This is a genomic window from Microbacterium nymphoidis, assembly GCF_021044885.1.
GTDB classification, from domain to species: domain Bacteria; phylum Actinomycetota; class Actinomycetes; order Actinomycetales; family Microbacteriaceae; genus Microbacterium; species Microbacterium nymphoidis.
Window position 1 is genome coordinate 682,479 of the sequence record NZ_JAJNOD010000001.1, and the last position, 12,117, is coordinate 694,595.

8 protein-coding genes and 1 riboswitch are annotated in these 12,117 nt (G+C 69.3%); of the genes, 4 read left to right on the plus strand and 4 right to left on the minus strand.

What is annotated here, in order from left to right; translation table 11 throughout:
- Window positions 1-31: 31 nt before the first annotated feature.
- A riboswitch (TPP riboswitch) is annotated at window positions 32-128 on the plus strand.
- The 3 genes from thiM (at window position 119) to thiD (ending at window position 3,008) form a co-directional block, all read left to right on the plus strand.
- Complete coding sequence (gene thiM / locus LQ566_RS03325; RefSeq protein WP_231090174.1) at window positions 119-934, plus strand: hydroxyethylthiazole kinase; 816 nt, start codon at window positions 119-121, stop codon at window positions 932-934. It overlaps the preceding riboswitch by 10 nt.
- Window positions 931-1,578: a thiamine phosphate synthase gene (gene thiE / locus LQ566_RS03330; protein WP_231090175.1), complete on the plus strand. Its 648-nt coding sequence runs from the start codon at window positions 931-933 to the stop codon at window positions 1,576-1,578. The genes thiM and thiE overlap by 4 nt, the downstream gene beginning before the upstream one ends.
- On the plus strand, window positions 1,575-3,008 hold the full coding sequence (thiD, locus tag LQ566_RS03335; RefSeq protein WP_231090176.1) for a bifunctional hydroxymethylpyrimidine kinase/phosphomethylpyrimidine kinase: 1,434 nt from the start codon (window positions 1,575-1,577) through the stop codon (window positions 3,006-3,008). Before thiE ends, thiD begins: the two co-directional genes overlap by 4 nt.
- Before the next feature lies 1 nt (window position 3,009).
- On the opposite strand, the gene LQ566_RS03340 is transcribed toward thiD, so the two are convergent.
- On the minus strand, window positions 3,010-3,234 hold the full coding sequence (locus LQ566_RS03340; RefSeq protein WP_231090177.1) for a hypothetical protein: 225 nt from the start codon (window positions 3,232-3,234) through the stop codon (window positions 3,010-3,012).
- A gap of 130 nt (window positions 3,235-3,364) precedes the next feature.
- Between LQ566_RS03340 and LQ566_RS03345 the strand changes: the two genes are divergently transcribed.
- The gene (locus LQ566_RS03345; RefSeq protein WP_231090178.1) at window positions 3,365-4,474 is read left to right on the plus strand and encodes a calcium:cation antiporter; all 1,110 of its coding nucleotides are present in this window, start codon (window positions 3,365-3,367) and stop codon (window positions 4,472-4,474) included.
- Between the two features lie 79 nt (window positions 4,475-4,553).
- Here LQ566_RS03345 and pyk read toward each other — a convergent pair whose 3' ends face one another.
- Genes pyk through gltB form a run of 3 tightly spaced genes read right to left on the minus strand, consistent with a single transcriptional unit; the run spans window position 4,554 to window position 12,080 of the window.
- The gene (pyk, locus tag LQ566_RS03350; protein WP_231090179.1) at window positions 4,554-5,996 is read right to left on the minus strand and encodes a pyruvate kinase; all 1,443 of its coding nucleotides are present in this window, start codon (window positions 5,994-5,996) and stop codon (window positions 4,554-4,556) included.
- Window positions 5,997-6,052: 56 nt separating this feature from the next.
- A complete protein-coding gene (locus tag LQ566_RS03355) occupies window positions 6,053-7,519 on the minus strand; it encodes a glutamate synthase subunit beta (protein WP_231090180.1) in 1,467 nt (488 codons plus the stop codon).
- Window positions 7,512-12,080 carry a glutamate synthase large subunit gene (gene gltB, locus LQ566_RS03360; protein ID WP_231090181.1) on the minus strand — a complete coding sequence of 1,523 codons (4,569 nt, stop codon included), beginning with the start codon at window positions 12,078-12,080 and terminating at the stop codon, window positions 7,512-7,514. Before gltB ends, LQ566_RS03355 begins: the two co-directional genes overlap by 8 nt.
- Between the last annotated feature and the right edge of the window lie 37 nt (window positions 12,081-12,117).

The following is a 12,117-nucleotide window of genomic DNA, read 5'->3' on the forward strand; positions in this document are numbered from 1 at the left end:
TCGCGCATCGTGCACGGCGCGCGCTAGGCTGGCCGGCGACACGGGGTGCGCCCACGAGGGGCGCTGAGATCACACCCGTCGAACCTGATCTCGTTCACACGAGCGGAGGGATGTCACCATGACGTCGTTCGTCCATGCGTCCGTTTCCATCGAGGACTGCGCACAGTTGCTCGACCGCCTTCGAGAGCGCGCGCCGCTCGTCCAGGCCATCACGAACAGCGTGGTGACGGGGTTCACCGCCAACGTCCTGCTGGCACTCGGCGCGTCGCCGGCGATGGTGGACGTCCCCGAGGAAGCGGGAGCCTTCGCCACCGTCGCCGATGGCCTGCTCATCAATCTCGGGACGCCGCACACGGATCAGCGCCACGCGATGCGCGAAGCCGCGACTGCGGCACATGCCTCGGGGGTGCCCTGGGTGCTGGATCCGGTCGCGGTGGGCTTCCTGCCGGTGCGCACTCCTCTCGCTGCCGATCTGCTTGCACTCCGGCCCACGATCGTTCGCGGCAATGCGAGCGAGGTCCTGGCGCTCGCCGGGGACGGACGAGGAGGTCGTGGCGTCGACGCGTCGGACCACGTCGAAGCCGCCACGCAGGCTGCTCACCAGCTCGCGAACCGCACCGGCGCCGTCGTCGCGGTGAGTGGCGCCGTGGATCACCTCACCGATGGGCATCGACTGGTGCGCGTCGGCACGGGAACGGCGCTCCTCACCCGGGTGACGGGGGGCGGGTGTGCGCTCGGCGCGGTCATGGCGGCCTTCGCGGCACTGACCGAGGACGCGCTGCTCGCCGCCACCGCGGCGACCTCCGTGTACACGATCGCTGCGCAGACGGCCGCGGTCGCAGCCCCCGCTCCCGGCAGCTTCGCGGTCGCCCTGCTGGATGGCCTGGCGACGCTGACGTCCGCCGACGTTCGTGATCAGGCGGTGCTGTCATGACCGTCAGCGGCATCTACCTCGTCACCAGCGAACCCGCACCGGGCACCAGCCTGCTGGATGTCATCGACGCCGCCGTCGACGCAGGCGTGGAGACCGTGCAGCTGCGCGCGAAGCACGTCTCAGCGCGCGACTTCCTCGATCTCACGGGGGCGACTGCGGACGTCATCGCCGGGCGCGCCCGGCTGCTGGTCAACGACCGCGTCGATGTCGTCCTGGCTGCGCGTGCGTCCGGCGTCGCAATCGACGGCGCGCATCTGGGGCAGAGCGATCTCCCGCCGGCCGTCGCCCGGGCGCTTCTGGGGCGCGATAGCGTCCTTGGCCTCACAGCCGACACCCGTGCCCACCTGTCAGCGCTCGACGAGGCCGCCGGCATCGACTATCTCGGCGTCGGCGCCATCCACCCCACCAGCACCAAGCCCGACCATCCGGCACCGCTCGGGGTGGCAGGGTTCGCCGACTTCGCGGCCGACGCCCCTCTCCCCTGCGTCGCCATCGGCGGCATCACCGTCGAGGATGTCGCCGCGCTTCGTCGCGCCGGCGCGAGCGCAATCGCGGTGGCCTCCGCCGTCTGTGCGTCCGATGACCCCGGACGAGCAGCGGCCGACCTCCTGACGGCCTGGACGTCGGCGGGGGAAGGGCGATGATCCCCCGCGTGCTCTCGATCGCCGGATCCGACCCGAGCGGCGGTGCCGGGATACAAGCCGACATCAAGTCGATCAGCGCCCTCGGCGGATATGCGATGGCAGCGATCACCGCGCTTACCGCGCAGAACACACGCGGTGTGACGGCCGTGCACGCGGTCCCGCCGGAGATGATCCGCGCCCAGCTGGACGCCCTGTCCGCCGACGTCGCCATCGACGCCGTGAAGATCGGCATGCTGGGGACGATCGCCGGCATCGACGTCGTCTCCGACTGGCTGCGCTCCCACCGGCCGCCCGTCGTCGTGCTCGACCCGGTCATGGTCGCCACCAGCGGCGATCGTCTGCTGGAGCCGCCAGCAGAAATAGCGCTGCGGGCGCTGAGCGCGCTCGCCGACGTGGTCACGCCGAACCTGCCCGAACTCGCGGTGCTCGCCGACGAACCGGCGGCGACGGACTGGGACGCCGCCCTGGATCAGGCTCGCCGGGTGTCGCGGCGGGATGGGACCGTCGTGCTGATCACTGGCGGACACCTCGCCGGTGAGCGCTCACCCGACGCCATCGTCGACGCGCGCACCGAGGAGGTCGTGGTCGTCGACGCAGCGCGCCTCGACTCGACGAACACCCACGGCACCGGCTGCTCGCTCTCCAGCGCGCTGGCCACCGTCCTCGCCCGCGGCGAGTCGTTGGACGGAGCACTCCGGGAGACGAAGAGCTGGCTGACCGAGGCCATCGCGGCGGGACCGGCGCTCGGGGTGGGAGGTGGGCACGGTCCGGTGGACCACTTCGTGCGCACCCGTGCGGCCGATGAGCCCGCGCGGTGGTGGGCGCTCACGGCGGCGGTGCGCGATCGCATCGATGCTTCCCCCTTCGTCCGCGCGCTGGGCGACGGGACACTGGCGCCAGCCGCATTCCGCCACTTCGTGAAGCAGGATGCGCTGTATCTGCGCGACTACGCACGCGTGCTCGCCCGCGCCAGTGCGCTCGCGCCCACACGCGAGGAGCAGACGTTCTGGTCGGATGCCGCGACCGCGGCGATCACCGGCGAGCTCGAGCTGCACACGCGGTTCCTCGGTGAAGAGCCCGCCGTGAGCGAGATGTCCTCGACCACCCGTGCCTACCTCGATCACCTGCTCGCGGCGGGGCCGGGATACGCCGTGGTCGTCGCCGCGGTACTTCCCTGCTACTGGATCTACCAGGACGTCGGGAACCGGCTCGCCGGGCGCAACCATGCGGATCACCCGTACTCGTCATGGCTCGCCACCTATGCGGATACCGCCTTCGCCGCCGCGACCCGGCAGGCTGCGGCCTATGTGCGAGCCGCCTGTGCAGTGGCGGGGGCCGATGAGCGCCTCGCGGCGGAGCGGGCATTCGTCGGGGCCGCACATCACGAGCTGGCGTTCTTCAGCCAGCAGGATCACCTGCTGGCTGACTGAGTCAGATGCCGAGACCGCCCCCGCCGGTCGCCTTCGTGTCGGCGATGGGGCGGTACTCGGCGCCCGGTCGGGTGCGCTGGTCGGGGCGTTCTGCCTGCGCACCCGGATCGAGCGTGTCCCCCGTCAGCGGTCGGCCGCGCCACCGCAGCACCGCGACGATGACAAAGCTGACGACCGCCACCGCGACGATGATCCAGATGACGATGTCGGTCACAACGTTGCCCATAGGGCATGCTCTCGCCTCGCACAGGGCTTGTCAATGAAGCGGCGATAGAGTGGGGGGCGTCAGATCGCGATCGGGACGACCCGGTCGAGCACGATGTGCGAGGACGACCTCGCGGAAGCACGGAACACTCGTGACCGTCTCGCAGATCCGTCGGATCCTCTCCCCCGCAGCCCTGCTCCGCCTGTCGCTGCCCTGGGCCGCGGTGATCGCCGCCGCGCTCCTTCCCCATGAGCTGGCCCCAGCCGTGGTCTGGCTCGTGCTGGGCCTCATCGTGGCCGTGATCCTCGTCGCCGCATTCGGGGTGGTGCACGAGGCGGAGGCCCTCGCGCGCCGCCTCGGCGATCCCTATGGGACGCTCGTGCTCACCCTCAGCATCGTGCTGATCGAGGTGATCCTCATCTCCGCCGTGATGCTCGGCCCGGGCGAGCACGCAACCATCGCCCGCGACTCCGTCACAGCCGTCATGATGATCATCCTGAACCTCGTCGTCGGCACGTGTCTCCTGGTCGGCGGACTGCGTCACGGCGCGATGCGCCCGAACCGCACGGGAGCGGGTGCCTACGTCGCTCTGATCGCTGTACTCTCCGCCACCGCGCTGGTGGTTCCGGCCGCGCTGCCCGGCGGCGCCTACCCGGCGGCGGGAGCCGTCGCGATCAGCGTGATCACCATCGCCCTATACGGCTTCTTCCTGTGGCGCCAGACCGGGCCGCAGGCCGGCGACTATCGCGAAGTGGGTGAGTCCGCGGCTGCGTCTCACGCTCCGCTCCACGAGACCGTGCGTCAGCACGGCGGGGAACTGGCGATGCGCACGGCGCTGCTGATCGCGACCATGGTCCCCATCGTGCTGCTGTCGCACCACCTGGCGACGCTGCTCGATGTCGCGTTCGACGCCATCGGTGCCCCTGCTGCGCTTTCCGGCGTCGTGATCGCACTGATCGTCTTCACGCCCGAGACCCTCACCGCGGTGCGAGCAGCACGTGCCGGGGAGATTCAGCGTGTGGTCAACCTCTGCCTCGGTGCGTTCGTCTCCACCGTCGGGCTGACGATCCCGTCGGTACTGATCATCGGCCTGGTCACGGGCCAGACGGTCGTCCTTGCCGAGTCCCCGATCATGCTGGTGCTCGTGGCCACCACCGTCCTGACGACCGCGGCGACCTTCCTCGGCAAGCGCGTGACCGCGACCCACGGCGCAGTCCACATGGCCTTGTTCGCCCTCTTCGGCGTGCTGCTGTTCCTCTGAGTGGGGCGTCGCCGGAAACGCCGGATGGCCGGTCCCGAGGGACCGGCCATCCGGGTCACGCGGCACAGCCGCGGGACGGTTACGACTGGTACGCGGGGGCGGCACCCTGGACGGCGTCGCCGACCTTGTGCACCCGCAGGTCGTTGGTCGAGCCGACGATCCCGGGAGGGGAACCGGAGATCACCACAACCTTGTCGCCGACCTGCGCGAGGCCAGACGACAGCAGGTGGTCGTCGACCTGTGCGAACATCGCGTCCGTGTGGGTGACCGTGTCCACCAGGGTGGTGCGGATGCCCCAGGTCAGCGACAGACGGCGGCGGATGGCCGGATCCGGCGTGTACGCCAGCATCGGGATCTTCGAGCGCAGCCGGGACATGCGACGAGCCGAGTCACCCGACTGCGTGAACACGCAGAGGAACTTGGCCTCGACGAAGTCGGCCACCTCGGCCGCAGCCAGCGTGATCGCGCCACCCTGGGTGCGCGGCTTCGTGCCGATGGGCGCGATGCGCTCCAGACCGTGATCCTCGGTCGACTCGATGATGCGCGCCATGGTCTGGACGACGATCACCGGATAGTCGCCCACGCTGGTCTCGCCCGAGAGCATGACCGCGTCGGCACCGTCGAGGACGGCGTTGGCGACGTCGGAGGTCTCCGCGCGCGTGGGAACGGGGCTGGAGATCATCGACTCGAGCATCTGCGTCGCCACGATGACCGGCTTCGCCATACGGCGGGCCAGCTCCACGGCGCGCTTCTGCACGATCGGGACGGCCTCGAGCGGAAGCTCGACACCCAGGTCGCCGCGGGCCACCATGATGCCGTCGAACGCGTCGACGATCTCTTCCAGCGCATCGACGGCCTGCGGCTTCTCGATCTTCGCGATGGTGGGCAGGAACTTGCCCTCCTCACGCATGATCTCGTGCACGCGCTCGATGTCGGCGGCGTTGCGCACGAACGACAGAGCGATGAGGTCAGCGCCGGTCTTGAGCGCCCAGCGCAGGTCCTGCTCGTCCTTCTCGCTGAGTGCGGGGACGTTCACGGCGACGCCGGGAAGGTTGATGCCCTTGTTGTTGGACACGTTTCCGGCCACGATCACACGGGTGGTCACGGTCGTCCCGTCGGACTCCACGACCTCCACACGGACCTTGCCGTCGTCGATCAGCAGGTGATCGCCGGGCTTGACGTCCTGGGGCAGGCCCTTGAACGTCGTGCCGACGATCTCCTTGGTTCCGGGGACGTCTTCGGTCGTGATCTTGAAGATGTCCCCGACTTCGAGGTAGTGCGGTCCGTCTGCGAACTTCGCAAGACGGATCTTCGGACCCTGCAGGTCCACCAGGATGGCGACGGCGCGACCGGCGTCGTCGGCTGCCCGGCGTACGTTCGCGTAGTTCGCGTCGTGCACCGAGTAGTCGCCGTGACTGAGGTTCAGTCGGGCGACGTCAACGCCCGCGTCGATAATGGCGCGGACACTCTCATAGGTGGATGTTGCAGGTCCCAGGGTTGCGACGATTTTCGCGCGTCTCATCCGTATGTGCTCCGGTTGTCTGGGTGGGGGTTTTCGGGCCGATGGCCGCTGCCAGCCTACGCGGATGGCAGGCCGATGGCGACTTCGCTGGCCCGGACGGGCGCGGCGAGCGTGGTCGTTCCCATCAGGTACGCATCCACGGCTGCTGCCGCGGCGCGCCCTTCGGCGATCGCCCACACGATCAGGGACTGACCCCGACCGGCATCACCGGCCACGAACACCCCGGGCGTGGTGGTGCTGTAGTCGTCCTCGCGGGCGAGGGAGCCTCGCTCCGTGAAGACCGCGTTCAGCTGCGCGTCGATGCCGGAGCGCTCGGGCCCGGTGAAGCCCATCGCGATCAGCACGAGGTCGGCGGGGATCTCCCGCTCAGTCCCATTCTTGGGCACACGGCGGCCGTCCACGAACTCGGTCTCAGCGACACGCAGGGCGCGCACCTCGCCGGCCTCGTTGGAGAGGAACTCGACGGTGGAGGCGAGGAAGACCCGCTCACCGCCCTCCTCGTGGGCCGAGGAGACCTCGAAGACAGTGGGGTCCATGGGCCACGGCTGGTGCTCGGGGCGCTCCGAACCGGGCTGGCGTCCGATCGCGAGGTTCGTGACGCTCAGGGCTCCCTGACGGTGCGCGGTGCCGATGCAGTCCGCACCGGTGTCGCCACCGCCGATCACGACGACGTGCTTGCCCTCGGCGCTGATCTGGTTGGCCACCGTGTCACCCGCGACCACCTTGTTCGACTGCACGAGGTAGTCCATGGCGAAGTGCACGCCGGCGAGGTCACGTCCCGGGATGGCGAGATCGCGCGGCACGGTGGAACCCGTGGCGACGACGATCGCATCGTAGCGGTCCTGCAGATCCGACCACGTGATGTCTCGGCCGATCTCCACACCGGCCCGGAAGCGGGTGCCCTCGTCCTGCATCTGGCGCAGCCGGGTCTCCAAGTGGTGCTTCTCCATCTTGAAGTCCGGGATCCCGTAGCGCAGCAGCCCGCCGATGCGGTCGTCGCGCTCGAACACCGCCACCGTGTGCCCGGCGCGGGTGAGCTGCTGGGCTGCGGCGAGCCCCGCGGGTCCCGAACCGACGACGGCGACTGTCTTGCCCGTGATACGTCCCGGCGGCTGTGGCTGCACCCAGCCGTTGCCGAAGGCCTCGTCGATGATGGTCTGCTCGATGGACTTGATCGTGACCGCGGGCTGGTTGATCCCCAGCACGCACGCGCTCTCGCACGGGGCCGGGCACAGCCGCCCGGTGAACTCCGGGAAGTTGTTGGTGGCGTGCAGCCGGTCGATCGCGGCACGGCCCTCGCCGCGCCAGGTCAGGTCGTTCCACTCCGGGATGAGGTTGCCCAGCGGGCAGCCCTGGTGGCAGAACGGCACACCGCAGTCCATGCAGCGGCCGGCCTGGCGGCGCACGACCGCAGTGTCGCCGGGTTCGTACACCTCCCGCCAGTCCATGATGCGCACCGGGACCGGGCGGCGGCGGGGCAGCTCGCGCTGCGTGGTCTTCAGGAATCCCTGGGGGTCAGCCACGGGTCACCTCCAGAATCTGGTGCCAGACGACATCGCCGTCGGGGTCGAGTCCCGCGGCCTCCGCATCCTGGCGGGTCTTGAGAACGGCCGCGTAGTCGCGCGGCACCACGCGGGCGAACTGCGGCGCCTCGTCGTGGAAGTTGGCCAGCAGCGAGGCCGCACGGGTGGACCCGGTGCGCTCGACGTGCTGACTGAGGAGGTCTCGCAGGATCTCTTCGTCTGCAGCGCCCAGCGACTCCACGCGCAGCTCGCCGCTGCGCAATGCATCCTGGTTCACCAGCTCGCGGCGAAGGCGGTAGACGTAGGCCGTTCCACCGCTCATGCCGGCACCGAAGTTGCGGCCGGTCGCGCCGAGGATCACGGCGAGACCACCGGTCATGTACTCCAGAGCGTGGTCTCCCACGCCTTCGACGACCGCCGTGGCACCGGAGTTTCGCACCAGGAACCGCTCCCCCACGACGCCGCGCAGGTACAGCTCACCTGAGGTCGCGCCGTAGCCGATGACGTTACCCGCGATGACGTTGCGGGAGGCGTCGAAGCGCACCGCCGCGGGCGGCTGCACGGTGACGATACCGCCCGACAGGCCCTTGCCGACGTAGTCGTTCGCGTCGCCGACGAGGTTGAGCGTGATGCCGGAGGGCAGGAACGCGCCCAGCGACTGACCGGCGGAACCCTGCAGATTCACGGTGATGGAGTCGGCGGGCAGGCCGTACTGCCCGCGCGCCTTCGTCACCTGATGCCCGAGCATCGTCCCCACCGCCCGCTCGGTGTTACGGATGGGCAGGTCGATGGTGATCGTCCCGCCGTCGGCGATCACCGAGCGCGAGCGGTTGATCAGCTCGACGTCGAAGTGCTTCTCCAGCTCGTGGTCCTGCTCACGCCCGTGCTTGCGCGGCGCGTCTGCCGGCAGGTCGGGACCTGCCAGGATCGGGGTGAGATCCAGCCCCTGCGTCTTCCAGTGGCGAACAGCGTTCTCCACGTCGAGCAGCTCGGCGTGGCCGACGGCCTCGTCGATGGAACGGAAACCGAGCTTGGCGAGGTATTCACGCACCTCCTCGGCGATGAACTCCATGAAGTTCACGACGTACTCCGCCTTGCCCGTGAAGCGCTCGCGCAGCACCGGGTTCTGAGTCGCGACGCCGACCGGGCAGGTGTCGAGGTGGCACACGCGCATCATGATGCAGCCGCTGACGACCAGGGGCGCCGTGGCGAAGCCGAACTCCTCGGCGCCCAGCAGCATGCCGATGATGACGTCTCGCCCGGTCTTCAGCTGGCCGTCGACCTGCACCACCACGCGGTCGCGCATGTCGTTGAGCATCAGGGTCTGCTGCGTCTCCGCGAGTCCCAGCTCCCACGGCGTTCCCGCGTGCTTCAGCGAGTTCACCGGGCTCGCACCCGTACCGCCGTCGTGTCCGGATACAAGCACGACATCGGACAGCGCCTTGGCCACACCGGCCGCCACTGCGCCGATGCCGGACTGCGACACCAGCTTGGTGTGGATCCGCGCTGACGGGTTGGCCCGCTTCAGGTCGAAGATCAGCTGCTTGAGGTCTTCGATCGAGTAGATGTCGTGATGCGGCGGTGGGGAGATGAGGCCGACACCCGGCGTGCCGCCACGCGTGCGTGCGACCCACGGGTACACCTTCTCCGGCGGCAGCTGGCCGCCTTCGCCGGGCTTGGCCCCCTGTGCCAGCTTGATCTGGATGTCATCCGCCTCGGTGAGGTACAGGCTCGTCACACCGAAGCGGCCGCTCGCGACCTGCTTGATGGCGCTGCGGCGCGCCGGATCGAGCAGACGCTCCACATCCTCGCCGCCCTCGCCCGTGTTGGACTTGCCGCCGATGCTGTTCATCGCGATGGCCAGCGTCTCGTGTGCTTCGCGGGAGATGGAGCCGTAGCTCATCGCGCCCGTCGAGAACCGCTTCACGATCGAGGAGACCGGCTCCACTTCGGACAGCGGCACCGGCGGGCGCACGCCGAACCGCAGGCCGAGCATGCCGCGCAGGGTCTTCAGTTCGGCGGCCTGGTCGTCCACCGCCTTCGTGTACTCGCGGAAGATGTCGTACCGGCGCGTGCGGGTCGAGTGCTGCAGACGGAAGACGGTGTCGGGGTTGAAGAGGTGCGGCGGGCCGTTGCGGCGCCACTGGTACTCGCCGCCGGTCCACAGCCGCTCGTGCACGCGCGCCGCCTCGTCCTTCGGATAGGCGAAGTCGTGGCGCTGCTGGTTCTCGGCCTCGATGACCTCGATGTCGACGCCCCCGAGCTTGGATTCGGTGCCCCGGAAGTACGCGTCGATCACCTCCTGAGACAGCCCGATGGCCTCGAACACCTGCGCACCCGCGTAGGAGCGCACCGTCGAGATGCCCATCTTCGACATGATCTTCAGCACGCCCTTGCCGAGCGCGTGGATCAGGTTGTGCACGGCCTCGTGCTCGGTGACGCCCTCGATGAAACCGGTGCGCACCAGGTGCTCGACCGTCTCCATCGCCAGATACGGGTTCACCGCGGAGGCGCCGTACCCGATGAGCGTCGCGACATGGTGCACCTCGCGCACGTCGCCCGCTTCGACGATCAGACCCACGCGCATACGCGTCTCGCGGCGGATCAGGTGGTGGTGTACCGCGCTGGTGAGCAGCAGCGAGGGGATCGGAACGAGGTCCTTGTCGCTGTCGCGATCCGACAGGATGAGGAACTCCGCACCCGATGCGATCGCCGCGTCCACCTCGTCGTAGATCTCCTCGATCCGCTTCGCGAGCGTGCCGGGGCCGGCGTCGAAGTGGTACAGGCCGCGGATGGTGGCCGACGAGCGACCGGGCAGGGCCTTGGCGATGTGCTGGATCTTCGCCAGCTCGTCGTTGTCGATCACCGGGAAGTCCAGGGTCACGCTGCGGGCGTGCTCCGGGCCCCACGAGAGCAGGTTCTTCTCCGGCCCGATGCCGATGCGCAGGCTCGTCACCACGGACTCGCGGATGGAGTCCAGGGGCGGGTTGGTCACCTGGGCGAACTGCTGCGTGAAGTAGTCGAACAGCAGACGCGGACGATCGCTCAGCACCGCGATGGGGGTGTCGGAGCCCATGGCGCCCAGCGGCTCCGCTCCGGTGCGCCCCATCGGCGCGAGGATCTTGGTGACCTCTTCCTCCGTGTAGCCGAAGGTGCGCTGACGACGCGTGATCGAGGCGACGGGGTGCACGATGTGCTCGCGGTCCGGAAGGTCCGCCAGGCGTACGGCACCGGTCAGCCACTCCTCCCACGGCTCCAGGTTCGCCAGCTCCGTCTTCACCTCGTCGTCGCTGATGATGCGACGCTGCTCGGTGTCGACCAGGAACATGCGCCCCGGCTGCAGGCGGCCGCGACGCTTGATGCGCTCCGGCTCGAACTCCAGCACGCCGGTCTCCGAGCCGATCACGACGAGACCGTCGCGGGTCTCCGTCCAGCGCCCCGGACGCAGTCCGTTGCGATCGAGCGTGGCGCCAACCTGTGTGCCGTCGGTGAACAGCAGCGCGGCCGGGCCGTCCCACGGCTCCATCTGCATGGCGTGGTACTCGTAGAACGCCCGCAGCTTCGGATCGATGTCGGACTGCTTCTCGTACGCCTCCGGGACCATCATCATGATCGCGTGCGGCAGACTGCGGCCCGTGAGGGTCAGCAGCTCCAGCACCTCGTCGAACGAGGCGGAGTCGCTCACGCCGTCGGTGCACACCGGCAGCAGTGGCGCCATGTCGCCCAGCAGTTCGGACTCGAGCTGGGACTGGCGGGCGCGCATCCAGTTGCGGTTGCCGCCGACGGTGTTGATTTCACCGTTGTGCGCGAGCATGCGCAGCGGCTGCGCGAGCGGCCACGACGGGAAGGTGTTCGTGGAATAGCGCGAGTGCACCACGGCCAGCTTCGAGGCGAAGCGCTCGTCCTGGAGGTCCGGATAGAACGGCTCCAGCTGGAGCGTGGTGACCATGCCCTTGTAGCCGATGGTGCGCGAGCTCAGGGAAACAAAATACGCGCCCTGCTCGGTGCGGGCGCGTGTGCGGAGGCGGTAGGCGAGACGGTCGAGTCCCAGGCGGCTCTCAGCCGGAGCGCCACCGATGGCCGGGCGCGACAGGAACAGCTGCTCCACCTGCGGGCGGGCGTTGTAGGCGAGCTTGCCGAGGTTCTCCGGGGCGGTCGGGACGACACGCCAGCCCAGCACCTCGAGGCCCTCGGAACGGGCGATCTCCTCGATGGCGGACTTCTGCGCCAGGCGCGGCTCCTCCTCCAGGGGCAGGAACGCAGCGCCGGCGACGTACTCGCCGGCCGCCGGGAGGTCGAAGTCGACGACGGCTCGGAAGAACGCGTCGGGCATCTGGGTCAGGATGCCCGCGCCGTCGCCGGTTCCGGCGTCGGAGCCGATCGCACCGCGGTGCTCCAGGTTGCGCAGCGCCTCCAGGGCCAGACTCACGATGTCATGGCCCGCCTCACCGCGAAGGGTCGCGACCATGGCGAGGCCGCACGCGTCCTTCTCGAAGCGCGGGTTGTACAGGCCCTGCTGGGCGGGGAAGCCGGCTAGGCCGGTGGGAAGGGTCGATGACATGGCGTCGTCCCCGGTTTCTCTCAAGGGGTTCGTGGGA